Annotated in this window: 19 protein-coding genes and 1 riboswitch; of the genes, 11 read left to right on the top strand and 8 right to left on the bottom strand. The window is 72.9% G+C overall.

Annotation, left to right across the window (positions count from 1 at the left end):
• Positions 1-1,020: 1,020 nt before the first annotated feature.
• Positions 1,021-2,799, bottom strand: coding sequence for a gamma-glutamyltransferase family protein (locus ACYVHU_RS13315; RefSeq protein WP_078762154.1), 1,779 nt, complete (start codon positions 2,797-2,799; stop codon positions 1,021-1,023).
• Between the two features lie 300 nt (positions 2,800-3,099).
• On the opposite strand from ACYVHU_RS13315, the gene ACYVHU_RS13310 reads away from it, so the two are divergent.
• On the top strand, positions 3,100-4,215 hold the full coding sequence (locus tag ACYVHU_RS13310; protein WP_078762153.1) for a fumarylacetoacetate hydrolase family protein: 1,116 nt from the start codon (positions 3,100-3,102) through the stop codon (positions 4,213-4,215).
• A gap of 59 nt (positions 4,216-4,274) precedes the next feature.
• On the opposite strand, the gene ACYVHU_RS13305 is transcribed toward ACYVHU_RS13310, so the two are convergent.
• A complete protein-coding gene (locus tag ACYVHU_RS13305; RefSeq protein WP_078762152.1) occupies positions 4,275-5,354 on the bottom strand; it encodes a hypothetical protein in 1,080 nt (359 codons plus the stop codon).
• A 258-nt stretch (positions 5,355-5,612) separates the two neighbouring features.
• On the opposite strand from ACYVHU_RS13305, the gene ACYVHU_RS13300 reads away from it, so the two are divergent.
• Complete coding sequence (locus ACYVHU_RS13300; RefSeq protein ID WP_498948648.1) at positions 5,613-6,524, top strand: glycerophosphodiester phosphodiesterase; 912 nt, start codon at positions 5,613-5,615, stop codon at positions 6,522-6,524.
• A gap of 45 nt (positions 6,525-6,569) precedes the next feature.
• Here the strand turns inward: ACYVHU_RS13300 and ACYVHU_RS13295 are convergent, their stop codons facing one another.
• Both ACYVHU_RS13295 and ACYVHU_RS13290 read right to left on the bottom strand, forming a co-directional pair.
• Entirely contained in the window at positions 6,570-8,141 is a 1,572-nt protein-coding gene (locus ACYVHU_RS13295; protein WP_498948646.1) for a beta-N-acetylhexosaminidase, read from the bottom strand.
• A 145-nt stretch (positions 8,142-8,286) separates the two neighbouring features.
• On the bottom strand, positions 8,287-9,219 hold the full coding sequence (locus ACYVHU_RS13290) for an Lrp/AsnC family transcriptional regulator (RefSeq protein WP_498948645.1): 933 nt from the start codon (positions 9,217-9,219) through the stop codon (positions 8,287-8,289).
• Positions 9,220-9,530: 311 nt separating this feature from the next.
• Between ACYVHU_RS13290 and ACYVHU_RS13285 the strand changes: the two genes are divergently transcribed.
• The 6 genes from ACYVHU_RS13285 to ACYVHU_RS13260 all read left to right on the top strand — a co-directional run bounded on the left by ACYVHU_RS13285 (position 9,531) and on the right by ACYVHU_RS13260 (position 15,400).
• The gene (locus tag ACYVHU_RS13285; RefSeq protein WP_498948643.1) at positions 9,531-10,484 is read left to right on the top strand and encodes a Rossmann-fold NAD(P)-binding domain-containing protein; all 954 of its coding nucleotides are present in this window, start codon (positions 9,531-9,533) and stop codon (positions 10,482-10,484) included.
• Between the two features lie 70 nt (positions 10,485-10,554).
• On the top strand, positions 10,555-12,027 hold the full coding sequence (locus ACYVHU_RS13280) for a fused MFS transporter/spermidine synthase family protein (RefSeq protein WP_498948641.1): 1,473 nt from the start codon (positions 10,555-10,557) through the stop codon (positions 12,025-12,027).
• A 223-nt stretch (positions 12,028-12,250) separates the two neighbouring features.
• A complete protein-coding gene (locus ACYVHU_RS13275; RefSeq protein ID WP_078762146.1) occupies positions 12,251-13,156 on the top strand; it encodes a DMT family transporter in 906 nt (301 codons plus the stop codon).
• Positions 13,153-14,454, top strand: coding sequence for a glycosyltransferase (locus tag ACYVHU_RS13270; protein WP_078762145.1), 1,302 nt, complete (start codon positions 13,153-13,155; stop codon positions 14,452-14,454). Before ACYVHU_RS13275 ends, ACYVHU_RS13270 begins: the two co-directional genes overlap by 4 nt.
• 144 nt (positions 14,455-14,598) lie before the next feature.
• Positions 14,599-14,910 carry a hypothetical protein gene (locus ACYVHU_RS13265; RefSeq protein ID WP_144390121.1) on the top strand — a complete coding sequence of 104 codons (312 nt, stop codon included), beginning with the start codon at positions 14,599-14,601 and terminating at the stop codon, positions 14,908-14,910.
• Between the two features lie 85 nt (positions 14,911-14,995).
• Positions 14,996-15,400: a winged helix-turn-helix transcriptional regulator gene (locus tag ACYVHU_RS13260; protein WP_432939189.1), complete on the top strand. Its 405-nt coding sequence runs from the start codon at positions 14,996-14,998 to the stop codon at positions 15,398-15,400.
• 12 nt (positions 15,401-15,412) lie between these two features.
• Here ACYVHU_RS13260 and ACYVHU_RS13255 read toward each other — a convergent pair whose 3' ends face one another.
• A complete protein-coding gene (locus ACYVHU_RS13255) occupies positions 15,413-16,375 on the bottom strand; it encodes a LysR family transcriptional regulator (protein ID WP_432939192.1) in 963 nt (320 codons plus the stop codon).
• A gap of 142 nt (positions 16,376-16,517) precedes the next feature.
• On the opposite strand from ACYVHU_RS13255, the gene ACYVHU_RS13250 reads away from it, so the two are divergent.
• Positions 16,518-17,795: a pyridoxal phosphate-dependent aminotransferase gene (locus ACYVHU_RS13250; RefSeq protein WP_498948638.1), complete on the top strand. Its 1,278-nt coding sequence runs from the start codon at positions 16,518-16,520 to the stop codon at positions 17,793-17,795.
• A gap of 61 nt (positions 17,796-17,856) precedes the next feature.
• Here the strand turns inward: ACYVHU_RS13250 and ACYVHU_RS13245 are convergent, their stop codons facing one another.
• On the bottom strand, positions 17,857-19,041 hold the full coding sequence (locus ACYVHU_RS13245) for a glycosyltransferase family 4 protein (RefSeq protein WP_200813654.1): 1,185 nt from the start codon (positions 19,039-19,041) through the stop codon (positions 17,857-17,859).
• 299 nt (positions 19,042-19,340) lie between these two features.
• Between ACYVHU_RS13245 and ACYVHU_RS13240 the strand changes: the two genes are divergently transcribed.
• Positions 19,341-19,589: a DUF6457 domain-containing protein gene (locus ACYVHU_RS13240; RefSeq protein ID WP_498948636.1), complete on the top strand. Its 249-nt coding sequence runs from the start codon at positions 19,341-19,343 to the stop codon at positions 19,587-19,589.
• Positions 19,590-19,784: 195 nt separating this feature from the next.
• Positions 19,785-21,200 carry an alanine/glycine:cation symporter family protein gene (locus ACYVHU_RS13235; RefSeq protein ID WP_078762138.1) on the top strand — a complete coding sequence of 472 codons (1,416 nt, stop codon included), beginning with the start codon at positions 19,785-19,787 and terminating at the stop codon, positions 21,198-21,200.
• A 418-nt stretch (positions 21,201-21,618) separates the two neighbouring features.
• Here ACYVHU_RS13235 and thiD read toward each other — a convergent pair whose 3' ends face one another.
• Positions 21,619-22,422 (bottom strand): bifunctional hydroxymethylpyrimidine kinase/phosphomethylpyrimidine kinase, encoded by an 804-nt coding sequence (gene thiD / locus ACYVHU_RS13230; protein WP_498948634.1) that lies wholly within the window; start codon positions 22,420-22,422, stop codon positions 21,619-21,621.
• Positions 22,412-22,506, bottom strand: a riboswitch (TPP riboswitch). Its footprint overlaps the gene before it by 11 nt.
• Positions 22,507-22,559: 53 nt before the next feature.
• Complete coding sequence (locus ACYVHU_RS13225) at positions 22,560-23,579, bottom strand: serine/threonine-protein kinase (RefSeq protein WP_498948633.1); 1,020 nt, start codon at positions 23,577-23,579, stop codon at positions 22,560-22,562.
• Between the last annotated feature and the right edge of the window lie 27 nt (positions 23,580-23,606).

Genomic DNA, 23,606 nt, shown 5'->3' with positions numbered 1-23,606 from the left:
GCGGACGGACATCGGGTCCGTGGGGACGAGGGCCGGTGGACCGTGGAGACGGACGGATCCTCCCGCACGGTCGGCCCGGCTCACGTCCCCGCCGCCTTCGGTGGCCGCGGTGGTCCGTCCTCGTCCGGTCGCGCGGAATGGGCGCACGGGGCGGTCGGGGCCGTCGCGGGTGCCGTCGTGATGGCCGCCGACCTGCTCCGTACCGGCGGTTCACCATCTCCGCCTGGACGGTTGTGGCCTCGTCGGATCCGATTCGATCGGTCACCGCCCCCGCACGGGGCCGGCCACGGGCTGGAAAGAGCGCCAGGGGCGGCGAGGACATGGCGGCGACGGACGAGCCGGCGCCGGCGGTCCGCGGAAGTCGCCTCGGAGCCGAGAAACGCGGCGTCACCGCCGGCCCACCCACGCGGTCGCCGAAGCGCCCACCCACACCCACGATCACCGCGTGTCCCGGTTGTGGCCCGGATTCGGTCCTGGGCGCTCCCCGGAGAACTCCGGGGAACGCATCGCCGCTCATCCGCCAAGGGCGGGCCGGGCCCGGCCCCTCGCGCGCCGGGGAGGCGGTGATCGTCGGGGGCTGTCCGGGCAGCCGCTCCCATGGACGGCATGGACCGTCCCGGAACGCTCACCCGATGTCCTCGGGGAGAGGGGCCGCCGGGATCGTGGCAGGTCCGGGGCGCAGCGAAGGGGCCGTGCCGCGCCGGCACGGCCCCTTCGGTCTCCTGTCGTGAGCCGGCCGGGAGGGGAGGGGCCGTATCACGCAGGAGCGGGAAGCAGGGGTTCCACCGAGGGAGGGGGTAGCCGGTGAAACGGGCCCTGCATCGTGGTCATCGAGTTATCGGGCAGCACTCCAAGGTAAAACAATGGTGCTTTCTCCCGCGTCAAGATAAGCCGCTCGCGCGTATTTTGGCAAGAGGGGAGCTGTTAGCCCGGTCGTTCCTAAAATAACGGAAAAATCAGCTCGGCGGGTTGAAACGATCGTATCCATTCTTCATGTCTTCCCGAGCCGATCGGGAACGGTCACCGCCCCACCGCGTACCCCTGGGCTCCCCGCGGGTTGGCGGCCGCGCGCAGCACGCCGCTCTCCGGATCGCGGCTCACCGCCGACAGGCGTCCCAGGGACCAGGGGCCCGACACCACCACACGGTGGCCACGCCGGCGCAGTTCGTCGATGACCTCCTCCCCCGCCCGGGACTCCACGACGAGTTCGCCCGGTGCCACCTCGCGCGGATGGAAGGAGCCGGGGAAGGCGTTGGTGTGGAACATGGGGGCGTCGATGGCCTCCTGGAGGTTCATGTCCCCGTGGACGAGGCGCAGGAAGTAGGTCAGCGACCACTGGTCCTGCTGGTCGCCTCCGGGGGTGCCCAGGGCCAGCACCGCCTCGTCGCCCCGGGTGACCAGCGTCGGGGTCAGGGTCGTGCGCGGTCGCCGGCCCGGTCCGACCACGCTGGGGGAGCGCCGGTCCAGCCAGAACATCTGGCCGCGGGTGCCCAGGGGGAATCCCAGAGCGGGGATGACCGGTGAGCTCGCCAGCCAGCCGCCGCTGGGCGTCGCCGAGACCATGTTGCCGTGCGCGTCGACGACGTCGAGGTGACAGGTGTCCCCGCGCTGCTCACCGGCGCGGTCGACCGTCGGCTCCCCGATGGTGTCCGGTCCGGGGCCGCCGCTGCCCACCAGGCGGAGTTCCGGCAGGTGGGGGGTGCGCCCATCGGGCGCCCCGGGACGTAGCTCGAGTGAGGCCGCCTCCCCGACGAGGGACGCGCGCTGTTCGGCGTAGGCGGGCGAGAGCAGTTCCGGCAGGGGGACGTCGACGAACCGGGGATCGCCGTACCACGCCTCCCGGTCGGCGAAGGCGAGCTTGGCCGCTTCCACGACCCGGTGCGCGAACTCCGCCGAGGTCACCTCCAGCTCTTTGGTGCCCAGGGCCTCGGCCAGCCGCAGCTGTTGCAGGAAGACGGGGCCCTGCCCCCACGGCCCGGTCTTGTGCACGGTCAGTCCCTCGTACTCCAGACTGACGGTGTCCTCGTAGGAGGCGCTCCAACCGGCCAGGTCGGCTCCGTCGAGGAGGGCCTGGTGATGCTCGCCGGAGCCGTCGGGGACGGGGGAGCGCAGGAAGCCCAGGATCTCCTCGGCGACGAACCCCTCGCGCCAGACGCGCCGGGCCGCGTCGATGCGGCCTTCGCGGGTGCGCGCAGCGCGTTCGGCCTCGTGCACGACGCGCTGGTAGGTGTCGGCGAGGGCCGGGTTGGCGAGGAAGGAGTCCGCGCGGGGGACGGTCCCGCCGGGCAGGTACAGCGCGGCCGACCCCGGCCACCACTCTCGGAACACCGGCTCCAGGGCGGCGATCTTCTCGACGATCTGCGGCATGAGCGGATAGCCGTTGCGGGCGTAGCCGATGGCGTGTTCGAGCACGTCGCGCACTTCCATGGTCCCGTGGTCGCGCAGCAGCAGCATCCAGGCGTCGAACGCGCCGGGAACGCACGCCGGCAGTACTCCGCTGCCGGGGACGCGCTCAAGCCCGGCGAAGGCCTCGGGGGTGGCGGCGGCGGGCGCGGGCCCCTGCCCGCAAATCACCGTGGGGGTGGCCCCGGAGGCGTGGAAGATGATGGGCACCTCTCCCGCGGGTCCGTTGAGGTGGGGTTCGACGACCTGGAGGGTGAACCCCGCCGCGACCGCCGCGTCGAACGCGTTGCCACCGCGTTCCAGCACCGACATGCCGGTGGCGCTGGCCAGCCAATGGGTGGAGGCGACCATGCCGAAACGGCCGCGAAGCTCGGGGCGTGTGGAGAAGGGATACATGGGGTCGGGAGCCTCCTGGGGACCGGATCCTGGCGGTGACGCGCGGCCAGCGTACCGATACGGGGAGATTTCGTACACGGTATGCCGTTGTCCGCCTGATAGGAGGAACGTCCATGCGTGGGGTTCCGGAACGGGGGCGGGCGGGTCCCGCGAACCGGAGGGCCGGGGCCGCTCTCCGGCGGCCGCCTTCGGCCCGTGGTCCCGGGCCCGCGCGGGGGTTCCGTCGGCGGGCGCGGGTACCAGTGAGGGAGGGGACCCGGCACACGGTCGGGGTGGCGTCACCGAGACCTGAGGAGGGCCGTGGCACACAGTTGGGTACCAGGAGCCGACACGACCGGATTCGGGGCCGACAACCTCCCCTACGGGGTGTTCTCCCGTGGGGGAGGGGCGCCCCGGGTGGGCGTCCGGATCGGGGAGTTCGTGCTGGACCTCGCCGGCACGTTGGGCGATCCGGAGTTCTGCGTGTCCTCGCTCGCCCCCTTCATGGCCCGTGGCTCCACGGCCTGGCGTGCCACCAGGGCCAAGATCGGGGGCATGCTGACCAGCGACTCCGGCCGCGCGAGGGCCGAACCCCACCTCGTCCCCCTGGCGGACGTCACGCTGCACCCACCGTTTGAGATCACCGATCTCACCTTCTTCCAGGACACGCCGCGGACCGGTGGCGGCCCTCGGCATTTCCCGGTGGGGCACCATGGCAGGGCGGGCACGGTCGTGCTGTCGGGCGGCGACATCGCGCGGCCCTCGGGGCAGTACCTGGAGCCGGGGGCCGACATCCCCACGTTCGGTCCGTCCCGCGAGGTCGACGTCGGTGCCGCGCTGGGGTTCGTGATCGGCGCGCCCACCCCACCCGGCCGCAGCGTCCCGGTCTCCGACTTCGCCCAACACGTCTTCGGCGTCGTCGTGGCGGGGGAGTGGAGCGCGCGCGACCTCCAGGGGTGGGAGGGCGGTCCCCTCCTCGGCCCGGCGTTTGCGACCTCGATCTCACCGTGGGTCGTCCCGCTCGACGCGCTGGGCGCGGCACGCCGCGCCGGACGGGAGCAGTCCCCGCCACCGCTCCCCTATTTGAGACGGGTCGCGGACTGGGGTTTGGACGTCACGCTGGAGATACGGCTCAACGGGCGGGTCGTCTCGCGTCCCCCCTACGCCTCGACGTATTGGACCGCCGACCAGATGCTCGCGCACCTGACGAGCGGCGGCGCGCCGCTGCGCACCGGCGACCTCTACGTCTCGGGAGCGGTCTCGGGGGAGGAACGAGACGAGGAGGGGACGCTCGTGGAGCCGGGCGGTGCGGAGGCGGCCCCGGTGCTCCTCGACGACGGTGACAGGGTCGTGATCACCGCCGCCGCGCGGGGGATGTCCGGTGGCACGATCCGGTTGGGGGAGGTCACCGCGGTGATCCACTCCGTGCGCGGGTGAGGGGGCGGGCGACGGGCAGACGGGGACCCGCCGAGCGGCGGGTCCCGGGTCCGGATGGATCAGAGCCAGAACAGCAGGTTCCAGGAGTCGAACGGCGGCATGGTCAGGCCGGGACCGGGCCGCGGCGCCTCCTCGGCGTTGTCCTCCTCGGCGGGTTCCTGCTCCAGCGGGGCGACGGCCTCCTCGACGCGCCACCGCTCCACCCGCAGCTGGTCGGAGCAGCTGGTGATCGCGGCGTCGCGAGCGGGGGCCTCGGCCTGGAGCCACAGCGCCTCGTCCCAGGCGGGTTCGCCCTGCGCCTCGCCGGAGGAGGCGGGGGCCGAGAGCTTGTCGGCCAGGCACTGCCGGATCTGCTGGTCGGTCACCGCGTTCGGGCGGGGCCGGGACGGGGGCGCCTCCTGCTCTGACGGCACCGGGGCGCCGGCCGGCGGCGCCGCGGGCGGGACGGGTATCCCCGGGTTCGAGGCGGGGCCCTGTTCGGGCTTGTTGGTCGCGGGTCGGGCGAGAGGCTCGTCCTGGGCGGTGCCCTCGGAGGAGGGCAGCGCTCCCGACAGGATCGGGTTGTTGGGGATCTGGACGCCGGCGAAACGGCTCTGGCGGATGCTGGAGCCGACCCTGGCCAGTTCCGCGGAGTCCCACATCTGCGGTTCGAGGAACACCGAGACGGCGACCCCGGGCTCGTCCACCCAGAACATGTGGCCGGTGCCCTCCGACAGGTAGGAGGTGCGTCCCCCCTCGGTGACCTTGCGCAGCGAGTCCTGGTCGAGGTCGGCGAAGTGCTCCTCGCGCAACCCGTCGAGGTCCTGCAGGGTCTCCGAGCGCATGATCGCCACCCGGGCGTGGGTCTGGCCGCCGAGGAGCCAGGAGACGTAGGCGGTACGGCCTCCCTCCTGCTCGGTACGCGCCTGGGCGCTGATGGCGTAGTTGTCCTCCTGGAGGGCGGAGGGAAGGTAGCCGATGTCGAATCCGTCGATCCGGTAGGCGATGGCGGAGCCCGGCCGGATCGCGGACCACGGGGGAGACGGCTGCTCCGCCACGGTGGCCACCGCCGCCGCGGGTGCGGCGCAGGCGAGGAACCCGGCCAGGGACACGGTGGCGGCGCCCGCCAGTGTGGTCCACTTCGTATGTGGCTTGCGCATGTTCGGTTCTCCTGTGACTACGGGATTTCGGACGTGGCACCTTGTGCGTCGCTACGTGCCACCTGTCCCAAAAATCTCACAGCATGTGATCAAATACTCACAAGGCGTAGTTCGTGTCGCGCGGTCGGATCGGACGCGAGCGGGGCGGGGCGCGGGTTTTCCGGTGCGGCACCGGTGGATCGCCCGCTCGACATTCCCCGGTAACCGGCTGAGATCACCCTGGAACGGTCAGTGCGTCCACGCGGAGTAGGGAGTGCCATGTTCAGTCGGCTCGGAGTGGTCGTGGCCACGGCCACCTGTCTCGTCATGGGAACCGCCGGAACGGCGGTGGCCGCCCCCACTGACGGGCCGGCCGGCCCATGGCGGGGCGGCGACCGTTCCGCGGTGGTGGGCGTGGCCCACCGCGGCGCCTCGGCCTACGCGCCGGAGAACACCCTCGCCGCGATCGAGGAGGCCCGGGCGCGGGGGGCGAGCACCGTCGAGATCGACGTCCAGCGCACCGCGGACGGTGAGCTCGTGCTGATGCACGACACCACCCTGACCCGCACGACCGACGTCGAGGAGGTCTTCCCGGGCCGCTCCTCCTACGCCGTGCGCGACTTCACGCTGGCGGAGATCCGCACGCTCGACGCCGGGTCCTGGTTCGGCGCCGCCTACGCGGGGGAGCGGGTCCCCACCTTCCAGGAGGCCCTGGACCTGCTGCGCGCCCACCGGCTCAACCTGCTGCTGGAGGTCAAGTCACCGTCCCTGTACGAGGGGATCGAGGCCGACATCGCCAAGACGCTCAAGCAGAACCGCTGGTGGCTGGCCGCCTCGGGGCATGGGCGGGACGCCCAGCCGCGTCTGGTGATCCAGAGCTTCGACTGGGAGTCGATGCGCGCCTCCCACGACCTGCTCCCGCGCGTCCCGCACGGGCTGCTCGGGGTGGTGCCCGAGGAGCGCATCGCCGAGTACGCCGACTGGGCCGACCAGATCAACCCGAGCCACACCGCCGTTGACGCCGACTACGTCGCCGCGGTCCACGACGCGGGCCTGGAGGTCTTCGTCTACACCGTCAACCGGCCCGATGACATGCGCGCCGCCATCGCCAAGGGGGTGGACGGCGTCATCACCGACTACCCCGACGTCCTGCTCAAGGTCATCGAGGAGGAGACCGGCTCCCGGGGCTGACCTGGAGCCGGCCGGGCCCGCCCACGGGCGGGCCCGGCCGCGCGTCTAGCCGCGTCCGGGCACCCCGGGCCGGCGCTGCCAGGGACGCGGACCCTCCAGCGGGCGGTACTCGACGCCGATCGCGTCCAGACGTCGCAGGTGGTCGGTGAGACGGGGCAGGAACTCGGCGTAGTCGCGTTCACCGGAGGACCACACGGTCTCGGCGAACGCCGACAGGCGGGGGAAGACCATGTAGTCGACCCGGCGCGGTGAGTCCATGTGCTCGGTCCACACGTTGACCTGCGCGCCGAGCACGTGCCGCGCCTCCTCCTCGGTCAGCTCCGTGGGGACCGGCTCGGCGGCGTAGACGTCGGCGAGGGTCAAGACGGTGCCCACGGGGATGGGCTCGTCCGGGGAGTCGGACTGGCGGTAGTCCAGGTAGGACGTCTGGGTCGGGCACATCACCACGTCGTGCCCGGCCCGCGCCGCGGCGATGCCCCCCTCACGGCCGCGCCAGGACGCCACGGTCGCCCCGGGGGCCAGGCCCCCCTCCAGGATCTCGTCCCAGCCCAGCAGGCGCCGGCCGCGCTCGGTGAAGTAGCGGTCGAAGGCCCGGATGAACCAGCTCTGGAGTTCGTCCTCGTCGGCGAGTCCCTCGGACTTGATGCGCTCCTGGGCGATGGGGCTGTTGCGCCACTGTCCCTTGGGGCATTCGTCGCCGCCGACGCACACGTACTCGTCGGGGAACAGCTCCATGATCTCGTCGAAGACGTTCCGGTAGAACTCCAGCGTCGCGTCGGAGACGTTGAGCACCTCCTCGATGACCCCCCACCTGCGTCCGACCTGGAGGTCGCCGCTCTCGCCGAGCTCGGGATAGGCGGCGATCGCGGCCTGGGAGTGGCCGGGGATGTCGATCTCCGGAACGACCCGGATGTGGCGGGCGCCCGCGTAGGCGACGATCTCGCGGATGTCGTCCTGGGTGTAGAAACCGCCGTGCGGCCGGCCGTCGAAGGTCGGCGGGTCGCCCGCGCCGACCTGGCTCTCGTGCCGCCAGGACGCCACCTCGGTCAGCCGGGGGTAGCGCTTGATCTCGACGCGCCATCCCTGGTCGTCGCTGAGGTGCAGGTGCAACACGTTGAGCTTGTGCAGGGCCAGCAGGTCGATGAGCCGCAGCAGGTCGTGCTTCGGCAGGAAGTGGCGGGCGACGTCGATCATGCAGCCGCGCCAGCCGAACCGCGGTCGGTCGGTGATCTCGGCCGCGGGCAACCGCCACTCCCCGGGGAGCGGGGCGCGCCGGTAGGCGGCCGGGGGCAGCAGCTGACGCAGCGTCTGGGCGCCGTAGAACACGCCGGCCGGGTCGTGTCCGACGATCTTCGCGCCCTCGGAGTCGATCGTGAGCCGGTACCCCTCGGGGGACAGTCCGGCGGAGTCGTCCACCGAGAGCCGGATGTGGCGGCCGGCACCCGTGGCGGGGGGAAAGGCCAACCCGGTCGCCGCTCCCAGCTCCGTGCGCAGCCACAGCGCGGTGCCCTGGGCGTCCTCGTCGCACGAGATCCCGGTCGCGGCGTCGAGGACCAGCCCGGTCCCCTCGCCCGGGGCGATCTGGGCGGGCCGGGGCACGAGTGAGTGTTCTGGCACGGGGGCTCCTTCATCCGGTCTAGACCAGTGTCGGGGTCATGTTGCCATGAGGGGTAGGAAAAGGACATAGCGGAAGGGAGGCGGCGGGCTTCCCCAGGGAGAGCGCCCTCCCCTCTCGCGATCCCTCGATGAGGCGAGGGTCAGGTCAGCGGCCGGCGACCGCCAACCGCCCGGCCTCGGGGGGCACGGGAGCGTAGCGCTCCTTCACCGTCTCGACGTGGACCCACGTCTCGACCACACGTATGCCGGGCAGGGCGCGCAGCCGTTCATACACCGAGTAGAGGTCGGAGGTGGACTCCGCGGTGACCGTGCCGATCGCGTCCACCCGTCCCAGGCAGCGGGTCAGGTGGTGGATACGCTCCCAGGAGGTGACCTCGTTGAGGGCGTCGCCCGATTCCTCCTCCAGGCGCAGCGCGAACCCGCCGATCCGCCCGAACCCGAGCGCCGCCGGATCGACGACGGCGGTGACCCGTATCGCGGAGGCGCTGATCAGCCGGAGCACCCGACTGCGCACCGCTCCGGCGGACAGGCCGACCGCGCCGGCCAGGTCGGCGAAGGAGGTGCGCCCGTCCTTCTCCAGCAACCTCATCAGCCGTTCGTCCAGCGGGTCGACGTCGACCGCCCGCGGGTCCTGCGCCGGCAGGTGGGGATCCTTGAGCACGTGGGTGCACACGGCGGTGTCGACGTCGCGGACACCGGGGAGGGCGCGCACCCGCTCGACCGCCTCGGTCAGGTCGGGCAGGCCGCGGCCGCGTACTTCGGCGACCAACGGGAACCGGCCGGCGGTCAGGCTCACCGGGGCGATGTGGGGGAGGGCGGCCACGGCGCCGGCGACGGGGGCGGCGTCGGAGAAGACATCGATGAACAGGTGCGCCACCGCGCGGATCGAGCGCACCGCCGGATGCACGATGCCGATGACCTGTAGGGCGCCGGACCCGAGGAGGCGCTGTACCCGCAGCCGTGTCGCCGCGCGTGAGAGCCCGACACGTCCGGCGAGCGTCTCGAACGCCAGGCGCCCGTCGGTCTGCAACTCGCGGACGATCGCCGCGTCCGTGGCGTCCAGCTCCACTGCGCGCACTCGGCTCACCTACCTCGTCTGGGGGATGTGCGCCCAATTGTGCCGAGCGGCGCGATTCCGTGGAAGCCGCGACCGGGACCGGCCACCCGTTCGGGTGGGGAGCGGGAATGGGCGCGTTCGCGGTATGGGAGGTCGCGTTGGGTGATGTGACGGGGATCTCCCATGCCGGTTTCCGGGGACCGAACCCCCTGGTCGCCGGGGGTTCGGTCGGATGGGGTGAGATGTTGGGCTTCAGGCCCTCTGTTCTCATGAAGTGCCAAAAGGTACTTTTCAGAATTGGTGGCAGGAATTTGCCTGAACGGAGGTGAGACGTGGCCGATCCTCGCGTGGCCATCACGGATACCGGAGGGCTCGACCCGTCCCCCGTCATGGACTTCCTGACCCGTGCCGGCTTCCAGGCGCGTTTCCTCGGCACCTGCGACCCCGACGACATCGTGGACGGCGCCCGCGGCGCCGTCGCGCTCATCACGGGCGAGGCCCGGGTGGACGCCGGTCTCCTGGACCGGCTGCCGGACCTGCGCCTCATCGTCACCGCGCGCTCCGACGCCTCCGCCGTGGACGTCGAGACGGCCGAACGGCGCGGGCTGTGGGTGGCCTGTCTTCCCGGAGCCGCCGACCCGCACTCCAGCGCCCACCAGGCCATCGCCCTCGCCATCTCCCAGGCGCGCCGCCTCGCCTGTGAGGAGGGGACCCCGTGCCGGCCCGCGCGGTTGACCCTCGGACTGGTGGGGATGGGGGAGACGGGGTTCCGCGCCGCCGAACTCGCCCGCCCCTTGTTCGGCCGCGTCGTCGGGACCGGCCCCCAGACCGGGGCGTGGCCATCGGGGGTGGCGCGCATGGACCTGCCCGACCTGATGGAGGCCAGCGACATCATCTCGGTGCACGTCCCCCTCTCCGCGCGCACCGAAGGACTCGTCGACGCGGACGCCCTCGGCCGCGTCCGTCCGGGCGCGATCCTGGTGAACCTGTCCGACCCCGCTGTGGTGGACCGCGGCGCGCTGCTCACCGCCCTGCACACGGGCCGGCTCGCCGGGGTCGCGGGAAGCCCGGCCCTGGCGCTCCCGTCCCGTCTCGGAGCGCCCTCGCCGCTGCGCAACCACCCCGCCGTCCAGCTCTGTCCACAGGCGGAGCAGGCCCGCGACCGGGCCGTGCGCCTGGCGCGTAACGTCGTCTCCTGGTGGGAGCGGGGCATCCCCCTGGACCCGGTGGCCCGCAGCGACACCCGTCCCTTCCCCGCCTCCGAGGTCTCCGCCGCACCCTGCTGAGCCCCGTCCGACCGGAAGGCCGCGGGCTCTCGCGGCGCGGCCCCCTCCCGCTCCCCCTAAGCTCGGGCGCGTGAACCGGATCCTCGCCACGGTGCTCGTCGTCTTGTCCTCCGCCGCCGTACTCGTCCTGGAGATCGTCGTGGTGCGGCTGGTCGCCCCCTACGCGGGGGACACCTTAGAGACCTACACCGCCGCCATCGGCGTCGCGCTGGGAGCCATCGCGCTCGGCGCCAAGCTCGGTGGTGACGCCGCCGACCGCCGTCCCCCCGGCCGTCTCCTCGGCCCCCTCCTGGTCTTCGGCGGCGGCCTGACCATGCTGGCCCGCCCCATCGTCATCGGAGCCGGTCCACTGCTCACCGGCGCGGGCCCCATCACCGCGCTGCTCCTCGTCGCCTCGGGCATCGCGTTGCCCGTGGCGTTGCTGTCCGCGGTCACCCCGGTCGTCGTCAAGACCCAGTTGGCCGACCTCGAACAGGCCGGCGGCATCGTCGGGCGTTTCAGCGCCTGGGGGACGGTCGGCTCGCTCGCCGGGACCTTCCTCACCGGCTACGTGCTCATCAGCGCCCTGCCGGTGTCCATGGTGCTGCTGGTCACCGGCGGCGGCCTCGTCCTTCTCGGAGGTGTGCTCCTGCTACGTCACGGGGTGCCGCGCGGCGGACGCGGGGGCGCGGCGATGCTCGCCGTGGTCACCCTGGGCGGCGGACTCCTCGTCAGCGTGCCCTCCTCCTGCGACGTCGAGACCGCCTACTACTGCGCGCGGGTCGAAACCGATCCGCAACGGCCGACGGGCCGCGTGCTCTACCTCGACGACCTGCGCCACGGATATGTCGATCTCGCCGACGCCGCCCACCTGGAGTTCGCCTACACCCAGTGGTTCGGGGCCGCGATCGACGCCCTCGCGCCGGCCGGACCGATCGACGCGCTGCACATCGGCGGCGGCGCCTACACCATGCCGCGCTGGCTGGCCGAGACCCGGCCGGGGTCCACCGGGGAGGTGCTCGAACTCGACCCGGCCGTCACCCGGATGGCACGCGCCGAACTGGACCTGCGCACCGGTCCGGACCTGAGCGTCCACGCGGGGGACGCGCGCACGGGCGTCGCGGTCGCGCCGGCCGAGAGCTACGACGTGGTCGTCGGGGACGCCTTCGGCGGGCTCAGCGTCCCCTGGCACCTCACCACCCGGGAGTTCGCGGCGCAGGTCCACCGGGTGCTGCGCGACGGGGGCGTCTACGTCGTCAACGTCATCGACCGGGGGCCGCGCGCCTTCCTCGGCGCGGAGGTGGCGACCCTGCGCCAGGTGTTCGACCACGTCGAAGTGGTCGGGGCGCGGGGCGGCTTCGCCTCCGAGGTGGGTGGCAACCACGTCGTCGTCGCCTCCGACACCCCCCTCGACCGGGAGCTGCTGGATCGGGCCGTCACCGCGTCGCCCCGGCCGGGCGAGCTGGCCGCCCCCGATCTCGTCGCCCAGTGGGTGCGCCGCGGCCCGGTGCTCACCGACGACCACGCCCCCGTCGACCAGCTCATCACCCCCTACCTGACCTGAGCGGACCCTCCGGCGGCCCCCGCGCGCGGGGGCCCACCCCTCTCCCGGGGTAGGGCCGACACCACCTGTTCTCGGGATGGTGGCCATATGGCCGCCGTCCCCTCCCCTCCATAGCGTTTCTGTCGGGAAGGACGACGACGCAGACGCCTGTCGGAGAGGGGAGGCCGGCCGTGTGCCACCATCCGCACCGCCGGAACCGGTCCACCGGTCCGGGGGCACGACGATGACCGCCGCCGTCGCGATCGCCCTCGCCGGCGCGCTGTGCATGGCGCTGGGCTCGGCTCTCCAGGAACGTGACGCGGTGGGCGCCCCCGGCCGCGGGGTCGCCCGGGCCGGGTTCCTCCTGCACCTTCTCCGGCGGCCGCGCTGGCTGCTGGGGACCGTTGTCGTGGGGTGCGGTGTCGCGCTGCACCTGGTCGCGCTCAGCGGCGCGCCGCTGACCGTCGTCCAGCCGGTCGGCGTCACCGGTCTGTTGTTCGCGATCGTGCTGGCCGGGCTGTTCGGCCGTCGCCCGATCCCCGCCGGCCAGGTTCTCGCGGGGGTGGCGGTCATGGTCGGCCTGGCCGGACTGCTGTTCCTCTTCCCGCACGCCGTGGCGCGTCCGGTCATGGGCGTCGGCACCGGTGCCGCGCTGGTGGGCGTGGCCCTGGCCGTCGCGTTCCTCGCCCATGGCCTCGCCCACCGGCTGGCGGCCGGCCCGCGCGCCATGCTGCTCGCCGCGGCGGGCGGCGCCGCGCTCGGCACGACGTCCGCGCTCGCCCGGGTGGTGGCCGCGGGCGCCGCCGCCGAACCGCTGACGGTGCTCAGCCCGCTCACGCTCTTCGCGCTGGTCGCGGCGCTGGCCGGTGGGCTGCTCCAGCAGAACGCCTACCGCACCGGCCACTTCGCCGCGGCCTACGCGACGCTGCTCGTCGCCGACCCGCTCGTGGGCGCCGGAATCGGGGTGCTGCTGCTGGGCGAGCAGCTGCCCGTGGGCGCCCCCGACCGCCTGCTCGCCACGGTCGCAGGGCTCCTGGCCGTTGCCGGGATCGCGGTGCTGGCCCGGGCGAAGTACCGCGCCCCCGATGCGGGGCGCAACGGCGACCGTGCCACCACATCCGTCACCACCACCCCAGGAGACACGACATGACCGCGCTCCCCCCATCCCCCCAGACCTCGCCCGGCCGGCCGGCGGGCCCGGCGCTGCGGATCCTCATCGGCACCGACACCTACCCGCCCGACGTCAACGGCGCCGCCTACTTCACCCACCGCCTGGCCGTGGGACTGGCGGAGCGCGGACACGACGTGCACGTGGTGTGCGCCTCCGCCGACGGGCCGCCGCACGTCGAACGCGCGGAAGGCGTCACCCTGCACCGGTTGCGCTCGTCGCGGGTCGTGCCGCACTCGCCCATGAGGGTGGCGGTGCCGTTGGGGGTGGACGGGCACCTGTCCCGTCTCATCACCCGCCTGGCACCCCACGCGGTGCACTCCCAGAGTCATTTCACGATCAGCCGCGCCGTCATCCGGCGCGCCCGCGCGGCCGGGGTGCCGGTCGTGCTGACCAACCACTTCATGCCGGAGAACCTGTTCGCCCACGCCCACATCCCCCCGCGCCTGCAGGCGGTCAGCGCCCGGCTGGCGTGGCGGGACATGATGCGGGTCGGTCTCCAGGCCGACCACGTCACCACGCCCACCGAGCGTGCCGCCCGCCTGCTCAGGGAACAGGGGTTCGCGCGGCCGGTCGAGGTGCTGTCGTGCGGCATCGACCTGGAGCGTTTCCGCCCCCGCGGGCAGGAGCGCGCGGCGGCGCGTGTGCGCCTGGGGCTGCCCGAGCGCGACACGATCGTGTTCGTGGGGCGGCTCGACGAGGAGAAACGCATCGACGAGCTGATCCGGGCGTTGCGCGAGGTCCTGCGCCACCGCGACGTCCAGCTCGCGCTGGTCGGAACGGGACAGCGCGAGAAGGAGCTGCGCGCCCTCGCCCAGGAGATCGGGGTCGCCGGGCGTGTCCACTTCCTCGGGTTCGTCCCCGACGAGGAGTTGCCGCTCGCCTATGTCGCGGCCGACCTGTTCGCGATCGGGGGCATCGCGGAGTTGCAGAGCATCGCGACCCTGGAGGCGATGTCCACCGGGCTTCCGGTCGTCGCGGCCGATGCCATGGCGCTGCCGCACCTGGTGCGTCCGGGCCGCAACGGCCATCTGTACCCGCCGGGGGACGTCGCCACGCTCGCGCGCCACCTCCTGGACGTGCTGGAGTCGCCGTCCCGACGGGCGGAGATGGGGGCGGCCAGCCGCGAGATCGTGCTCCAGCACGACCAGCGCCGCTCGCTCGACCGATTCGAGGAGCTCTACGCGCGGATACGGCCGAGACGGTCCGGTACGTCGCCGCATGGCGCCGCTCCGCTCACCCGGGTTCCGCTGCGGCGCGACAACGGGATGGCGGCCTGACGGGCCTGATCCGCGGGGTGCCGGGAAGACCGGCGCCCCTTTGCTTTCCGTAGTCTTTGCGTCACGTCGTGGTGGCGCCCTGGTGTCGCGGGAAACACATTCGGTGTGTGGTTTCTGGGGGGTGGCCGGGCCGGGGCGGCGGCCGTGGTCGACGAACTGGTCGCCCGGCTCGAACGGGCCGAGGGGGACGTCCGCGCCTGTGAGGCGGTGATGGCCGAGTGGTGGCGTCGGCACGCCGAGATCCAAAAGCGGGTGCAGCAGATGGAGACCGAGCTGGCCGGACTGCGCCAGGAGCGCATCGACGTCTACGCGCGCTGGTGGGACGCGCGCGAAGCCCACAGTCGCGGCAGGTTGCTCGTCCGGCGGCTGCGCAGACGCCTGGAACAGGCCCGGCGGCGCTGTCCGGCGCCGGGTGGGCACCCGGAGGGTGAGCAGGACGGCCGGCGAGGTGTGTGAGGGAGTGTCGTTTCCCGGAAAGCAGCCTTCCACCTGGGCGATTCCCATCGGAAACAAAGACGCTCCCGGACATATAATCCTCCCCATGCGGATCACGGAGGCCGAAGCGCGCCGCCCGGGCGACATCAACGATCCGGACTGTCCCACCCGCCGGCTCATCGACAGGGTCGGCGACAAGTGGAGCGTGCTCGTCATCCTGCGCCTGTTCGAGCGGACCCACCGCTTCTCCGAACTGCGTACCGCCATCGGCGGCGTCACGCCGAAGGTGCTCACCCACACCCTGCGCGCGCTGGAACGGGACGGTCTGGTCGAGCGTCACGTCTACGCCGAGGTTCCGCCGCGCGTGGAGTACCGTCTCACCGGCCTGGGACACAGCATCGTCGCCCCGTTGGTCGCCTTGCGCGACTGGGCCGAGGAGCACATTCCCCAGGTCGTCCAGGCGCGCGAACGCTATGACGCCGCGCACGCGAAGGGGCCCGAGGGAGAGTGAGCCCGGCGGCGCTCACTCCCCCGCCTTCTCGCCGAACACGGTGCTGTCCAGCGTCGTGACCAGCGCCCGGCTCACCTCGTGGGCCGCGGTGTAGAGGGCGCGCAGCGTCGCGTTGATCGAGGGGCGCTGGATGGTCGCGGCGCGGGCCACCGCGTAGACGTCGCGGGTCGGCGCGCGGCCCGGCAGCCGGCGGAACACCAGGCCGCCGTTGCCGGACAGGGCGGCCAGCGAGGGAACGGCGGCGATTCCGATCCCGCGGGCGACCAGGCTGAGGATGGTGCCCAGCCCCTCGAACTCCCAGGCGGTGGACAAGACACTGCCGATTCCGGCGAGCAGCCGGTCGGTGGCGGCGCGCGAGGGTTCTCCCGGCGGGGCGACGACCCACGCCTCGTTGCGCAACCGGCGCAGGTCGACGGGGCGGTCGGGGTCGGCCAGCCGGTGCCCCTCGGGTACCGCGAGCACCATCGGGTCGTTGAGCAGGTGGTGGTGGCGCAGCTTGCCGGAGAGGCTGTCGGGGAGCTGTCCCGTCCAGTCGTCGACCAGCGCGATGTCGGCCTCCCCCGCGGCCACCTGGCGTTTGCCCGCCCCCTCCGAGGACTGGCGCAACACCAGTTGCAGCCCCGGGTGCTCGTGCAGGCTCTGCGCCAGGACGGGGGCGAAGGCCACCGCCGCGGTGGGGAAGGCCGTGATGGTGACCCGGCCGAGCGGCACGCCGTTCTGCGCGGCCAGCACCGCCTCGGCCGCCTCGACCATGGCCAGGATCTGCTCGGCGTGCTCGGCGAGCAGCCGCCCGGCGTCGGTGAGCTCGGCGCTGCGGGCGGTACGGTCCAGCAGAGCCGTCCCCACCTCGCGCTCCAAGGTCGACAGTTGCTGTGACACCGCGGAGGGGGTGTAGCCGAGGGCGGTGGCGGTGGCCGCGATGGTCCCTTGGGCGGCGAACTCTTTGAGGACGTTGAGCCGGCGTAGATCAAGCATAAGGGAAGCTTATGGTAACCCTCGCAAAGAGTCGCTTGTGCTAACGGAGGCGGATCGGCAGTCTTAGGGGTAGCCGGAGGCCGAGGAAGAGGCCGACCGGCTCTCATCGCCACCACTGCACATATGCGGAGTTGATCTCTCCATGGCTGTCACCGTGTCCGCCACCCTCGCCGTCAACGAGGCCCTGACGGAAAGGAGGCGCCAGGGACTGCCCGTTCTGCCGATGGGCTTCGGCGAAGCGGGTCTGCCCGTCCACCCGGCCCTGCGCGACGCCCTGTCCGCCGCGGGCGGCCGTAACGCCTACGGCCCGGTGGCGGGAAGCGAGGAACTGCGCGAGGCGGCCGCCGGGTACTGGACGCGCCGCGACCTTCCCACCCGGGCCGACCAGGTGGTCGCCGGGCCGGGGAGCAAGCCCCTGCTGTACGCGCTGTTGCCCGCCATCGGCGGGGACGTGGCCATCGCCTCGCCGAGTTGGGTCAGCTACGCGGCGCAGGCCCAGCTGGCGGGATGCCGACCGCTCCTCGTGCCGACCCCGCCCGCCCAGGGCGGGGTGCCCGAACCCGACCTGCTGCGCGCGGCCGTCACCGCGGCCCGGGCCGAGGGACGTGACGTGCGGGCCGTCATCGCCACGGTTCCCGACAACCCCACCGGCACCGTCGCCTCGCACGATACGGTGCGCAGGCTCGCCGAGGCGGCACGCGACCTCGATCTCGTCATCGTCTCCGACGAGATCTACCGTGACCTCGTCCACGACCCCGCGACCGAGGTGCACAGCGCCGCGGAGTTCGCCCCCGAACGCACGATCATCACGACCGGGCTGAGCAAGAGCCTGGCCCTGGGAGGGTGGCGGATCGGCGTGGCCCGCCTCCCCGAAAGCGAGATGGGGCGCAGGATCGGGGCCGACCTGGTCGGTATCGCCAGCGAGATCTGGTCCAGCCCGGCCGGCCCGGTGCAACAGGCGGCCGCCTACGCCTTCACGGAACCCGCCGAACTCGTCGAGCACGTCGCGCGTAGCCGCCGCCTGCACGGCATCGTCGCGCGGGCCGTGGCCGACCGGTTCGCCGCGGCCGGGGCCATGGTGGCCCCACCCCAGGCGGGTTTCTACCTCTACCCCGACTTCGACAACTGCCGGCAACGGCTGGAACGCGACCACGGCGTCACGACCGGCCCCGCTCTGGCGGCCTTCCTCCTGGAGGAGCACGGCGTCGGCGTGCTGCCCGCCGTGGAGTTCGGCGAATCGGACACGGCGCTGCGGTTGCGGGTGGCGACCAGCCTGCTCTACGGCACCAGCGAGGCGCAGCGCCGCGGCGCGCTCGACGCCGAGGACCCCACGCTCCTGCCCTGGGTCCGCTCCCACCTCGACCGGCTCGAAGAGGTGCTGGCCGCGGTGACCGGCCCCGCCCGGGTGGCGGTGGGGTGAGCAAGCTTCCGCCGCCCGCCCCGGGGCGGGCGGCGGGATCAACGGCGGGGAGGGCGCGGCGTCACCGCGAGGACGGCACCAGCGCCCGACCTCCCGACCGTGGTGGCGGGACACGCCGTGCCCCGCTCCCCGGCGCCACCGGGGCAGCGGCCGGCGAGATCACGTCCCGGTAGTGTTCCAGCAGCCGATCGTTGACCACCGTCCAGGTCCGCGCGACGACGCCGGACCGAGCAGCGTCGGCGAGCCGGGAACGCAGGCCGGGATTGTGGATGAGCCGCCCCGCCGCCACACGCAGCTCGCGCACCGAGTCCGGTGCGTAGAGCAGCCCGTTGCGCCCGTCGCGGACGAGATCGAGGGGACCGCCCGCGGCGGGCGCGACGACGGGCACACCCGAGGCCAGGGCCTCCTGTACCGACTGGCAGAACGTCTCGTCGGCGCCGGTGTGGACGAACACGTCGATCGACGCGAACACGCGCGACAGCCTCTCGCCGGACAACTGCCCGAGGAATACCGCCCCGGGGATCCGACGGCGCAACCGGGAGAGTTCCGGGCCGTCGCCGACGACGACCAACCGGGCTCCACGCAACCGCGCCACCTCGGCCAGCAGCCCCACGCGCTTGTCCCGGGAGAGCCGGCCCACGTAGCCGACGAGCACCTCGCCGCCGGGAGCGAGACGTCGACGCAGCTCCTCGTCACGGTGCCGGGGGGAGAACCGTTCGCCGTCCACCCCCCGTGGCCACAGCGCGAGCCGGGGGAAGCCCAGCTCGGAGAGGCGGCTCAGGGTCGCCGACGAGGGCACCAGCGTCAGGTCCGCGGCCGCGTGCACCCGGCGCAGCAACGGCCACAGCCGCTCGGAGGCGGGAAGGCCGTAGCGACCGGCGAAGCCGACGAGGTCGGTCTGGAAGACCGCCACCGTCGGCAGCGCCCAGCGCCGCGCCGCCTCCATCGCGGCCCAGCCGAGCAGGGCGGGCGAGGCCAGGTGCACGACGTCGGGGGAGAAGGCGCGCAACGCGGCCGTCACCATGCGCCGGGCCGGCAGGCCGACGCGGAACGAACGGTAGCCGGGCAGCGGGGTGGCCGGCAGGCGCAGCACGGGCCGTCCCGCGTATGAGAGGGGGCCTGGCCCCGGCGCGAGGACGACGACCTCGTGGCCGCGCGCGGCCAGGTGCTCGACGGTCCGGCACACCGAGTTGGTGACGCCGTTGACCTGTGGAAGGAAGGACTCGGTCACGATGGCGACGCGCATGGGGGGCGCCGATGGAAGGGGGGCGGGGGGAACGAGGACGGAGGTCATGGGACTTCTCCCCAGTCAGCCGGGAGGGGCCGGCGCCCGGCGGCGCCGGGAGGGGAGGCGGCGGCCGGGCAAGGGCGCTCACCTCGCCTTCGACGCTAGACAGCCGGCGTGAACCGGATCGCCACACGGGGTGAACGAGCGGTGGTGGGTAGGGATCCACGGCCGCCGCGCCGCTCCGCGACCTCCCATCGCGGCCCCCGGCACGGCAGCATGGGAACCCGCACCGTCCCCGGACAATGAAAGGGAGTCGCATGACCCTCGTCGAATGGGCCGAGCGCGTCCGCGCCGAGCTGGACCTGCCGGACGAGATCGGCAAGGCCGACGTCGACCGGATCCTCGACCTGGCCAAGGACGCCGCGCACTCCGTCGCCCGGCCCGCCGCCCCATTGACCACCTACCTCCTGGGCATCGCGGTGGGCCGGGGCGCCGACTCCGAGCAGGCCGCGCGGGTCCTGAGCCGGCTGGCCCTCGAACAGGCGGGTGACAAGTCCGGCAGTTGATTCGGGCGGGGCCGGAGGTGGCCGAAACCGGGGTGAGGGAGAAACGTGACGCCGAAGTGACGAAACGGTGTAAACCTTGCCGTGCGTACCGGCCCCTTCGCCGTATGGTGCGCCCAGCCACCGCCGGCCCGGTCCACGTCACCGACGCGCGTCCGGACGACGGTTTCCCGGAACGACACTCAAGGGAGCTCCTCCGTGGAACAACTCCAGGGCATCCTCGACCAGGTGTCCTCGACCGTCTGGGGGCCCTACGTCCTCATTCCGCTCCTCCTGGTCACGGGCATCTACCTCACGGTGCGGCTGCGCGGCCTCCAGTTCCGCGTGCTCTTCCACGCCCTGTGGCTGGCCTTCGTGCGCCGCAAGGAGAGCGGTGAGGAGGCCAAGGGCGACGTCTCCCACTACCAGGCGCTCAGCACCGCGCTCGCCGCGACCGTCGGCGTCGGCAACATCTCCGGTGTCGCGCTGGCCATCGGCGTCGGTGGCCCGGGCGCGCTGTTTTGGATGTGGGTCACGGGCGTGCTCGGTATGGCCACCAAGTACAGCGAGGCGCTCCTCGGCGTGAAGTACCGCCGCCCCGACAGCAAGGGCGAGATGAGCGGCGGTCCGATGTTCTACCTGAGCCGTGGCCTCGGCGGCGGCCTGGGCAAGACGCTGGGCCTGCTGTTCGCCCTGTTCGGCGCCATCGCGGCGTTCGGCATCGGCAACATGACCCAGGCCAACGCCGTCGCCGGCCAGCTCGCCGGCACCTGGAACGTCCCCGAGCAGGTCACCGGCGTGATCCTGGTCGTCGTCGTGGCGGCCGTGGTCCTCGGCGGTATCAAGAGCATCGGCCGGTTCGCCTCGGCGGTCGTGCCGGTCATGATCATCCTCTACGTCGTCGCCTCGCTGATCGTGCTGGCCGTGCACGTCACCGACCTGCCGGGGGCGCTCGCGCTGGTCTTCACCGACGCCTTCACCGGTACCGCCGCCGTCGGCGGCTTCGCCGGTTCGGCGCTGATGATCGCCATCCAGCAGGGCATGGCGCGCGGGATGTTCTCCAACGAGTCGGGTCTGGGCACCGGCGGCATCGCCGCCGCGGCGGCCAAGACCGGGCAGCCGGTCCGGCAGGCCATGGTGTCGATGACCCAGACCTTCATCGACACCATCATCGTCGTCACGATGACCGGCATGGTCATCATCGTCACCGGCGCCTGGAGCTCCGCCAACAGCGACGACGGGTCGCTGATGACCTCCTTCGCCCTGTCGGAGGGCTTCGGCGCGATCTCCGGGGGGCTGGCCCCCCTCGGCGGCTACATCGTGTCGATCAGCCTGGTCTTCTTCGCCTTCACCACGCTGGTCGGCTGGTGCTACTACGGCGAGCGGTGCATGGACTTCCTCGTGGGCCGCAAGGCGGTCGTACCGTTCCGGCTGCTGTTCGTCGCCGTCGTCTACGTCGGCGCGACCATCGAGCTCAGCCTCGCCTGGACCTTCAGCGACATCGCCAACGGTCTGATGGCGCTGCCCAACCTGGTGGGTCTGCTGCTGCTGTCGCCCATCGTGGTCGCGGAGACCAAGAAGTACTTCGCCGACCCCGAGTGGCGTAAGGCCGAGATGGTCGACGTCCGTTCCTGAACCCGAACGGCCCCGCGGGGCGCGACGGCCCCGGCCGTCGCGCCCCGCTCCCGTTCACGGGGTTCCCGGAAGGTCCGAAGGTGGTGGCCTGCCGGGGCGACGTGGTGCGGAACCCCCGCCCGGACCGAAGGCGCGCGGGCGCTGTCGACCGGTCGCGCGACGGGCGACAGCCCGGGGCCGGCCGGCGCGGTCGGACGCCCGCCCCGCGTCCGTCACCTGGGGCCCCGCGCGGCCTCCGCGACCCCGGACACAGGGCCGGCCCGAAGGACCGGGCGGAACGCGAGGGCGGGGGCGCGAAGGACCCTGACCCTCGCGCCAGGACCCGCCGCCGCCCGGAGGCGCACCGGGGCACGCGCCCGACCGGTGCGCCCGGCCGTCCCCGGCACTCCCGGAGGGGAGTCGGGCGGCGACGGCGCCGTCACCACCAGGCGTGGAAGTGGTGTACCGGTCCCTTGCCGCGGCCGACCTCCAGCTCGTCGGCGCGGCGCAGCGCCTCGGTCAGGTACCTCTTGGCGTCGCCGACCGCCTGTGACCACGACGCTCGCTGCGGGCGCAGCGCGGCGATCGCCGACGACAGCGTGCACCCGGTCCCGTGGGTGTTGTCCGTCGCGATCCGCGCGGCGGTGAACGTCTCGGCCTCGCCCTCCGGCCCGACCAGCAGGTCGGTGCTGTTCTCCCCGTCGAGGTGTCCGCCCTTGAGCAGCACCCGGCGGGCGCCCAGCTTGACCAGCCGCTCGGCCTGCGCCCGCATCCCGTCGAGGTCGACCGCCTCGGGTTCCCCGAGCAGGTCCGCGGCCTCCGGCAGGTTCGGCGTGATCAGGTCGGCGCGCGGCAGCAGCTCCGACCGCACCGCCTCGATCGCGTCGGCGGCCAGCAACCGGTCACCGCTCTTGGCCACCATGACGGGGTCGAGCACGATCCGGGTCAGACCGTGGCGGTCGATGGCCCCGGCGACCGCCTCGATCACCCCGGTGGTCGAGAGCATCCCGATCTTCACCGCGTCCACGCGGACGTCGCCCAGCAGGGTGTCGAGCTGGGAGGTGACGAACTCCGGCGGGACGTCGAGGACCTCGGTGACGCCCGTCGTGGTCTGGGCCACCAGCGCGGTGACCACGCTCATGCCATATCCGCCCAGCGCGGAGAAGGCTTTCAGGTCGGCCTGGATCCCCGCCCCGCCGCTGGGGTCGGTACCCGCGATGGACAGGATGTTGAAACTGCTCACCGGACGTTCCTTCGCTAGTACGAACTAGATCAGGTTCACGGGTGTGATCTCAGCCGGCCCCGACCGGCACCCCGCGCCCAGGCAGACCATAGCAACGCCGCGACCCCCGCCCGTGTTCCCCGTCCCGCCCCGTTCGCTCAGCCCGCATCCTGCGTGGCGGTGACCTGCGGCGATGGCTCGGGCGGATCGTCGGGGATGAGGAGGGAGGACAGGTACTCCACCAGCAGCGGCGCGACGATCAGCGTGATGATGCCGGCCACCACCGACACCGCCAGCCTCCACCAGCGTCCGTCCCCTCCCACCTCCGCGGTGGGCGCCGGGGGAGCCCACGCCATCGTCCCCCGGCCCCGGGCCGGCGTCACCTCCCGCCAGGCCCCCTTCAGCTCCGACACGTCCAGGCGGGTGGGGGTGGAGTCCTGTGGGGCGTCGGCGACGGAGGCGAGCGCCACGTCCAGTTCGCGCCCCGAAGGCCGGTGCCGGGGGTCGTACTGGAGCATGCCGTTGAGCACCGGACGCAACGGTCCGGCCAGCCGCATCGGGTCGGGCTGCTCCTCCAGCGCGGCGGTGAGCCGCTCCGCCTGCGAGGCGCGCTCGAAGGCGGCCCGCCCCTCCACCGCGAAGTACAGGGTCGCCCCCAGCGACCACAGGTCCGAGGCGGCCGTCACCGTCCCGTCCCGCAGCCGCTCCGGCGCCACGTAGCCGGACGAGCCCGGCAGCCGGCCGGTCAGCGTCAACGACTCCTCCGTGTCCGACACGGCGATGCCGAAGTCGGTGAGGACCACCCGGCCGTCCGGCAGCACCAGGACGTTGCCGGGCTTGACGTCACGGTGCAGCACGCCCGTGGCGTGCGCGGCCTCCAGGGCGGCCACGAGCCGGCGGCCGATCTCGGCCACCCGACGTGGCGGAAGCGGTCCCTCCTCCTCCACCATCCGGTCCAGCGCCCGGCCGCGCAGCAGCTCCATGACGATCCAGGGCCGGTCGGCCTCGCGCACCACGTCGTGGACGGTCACGATCGACGGGTGGCTCAGCCCCGCGCAGATGCGCGCCTCGCGCATGGTGCGGCGCAGCAGCTCCTCGCGCAGGTCGGGGTCGAGGTCGGGGGAGACCCGGACCTCACTTGACCGCCACCCGGCGGCACAGCAACTCGTCCTCGGCATGCCAGACCGTTCCCATCCCGCCGTGGC

Source organism: Marinactinospora endophytica, from assembly GCF_054780875.1.
The sequence above is the reverse complement of the archived record's forward strand: the minus strand, read 5'-3'. Positions and strand labels throughout refer to the sequence as shown.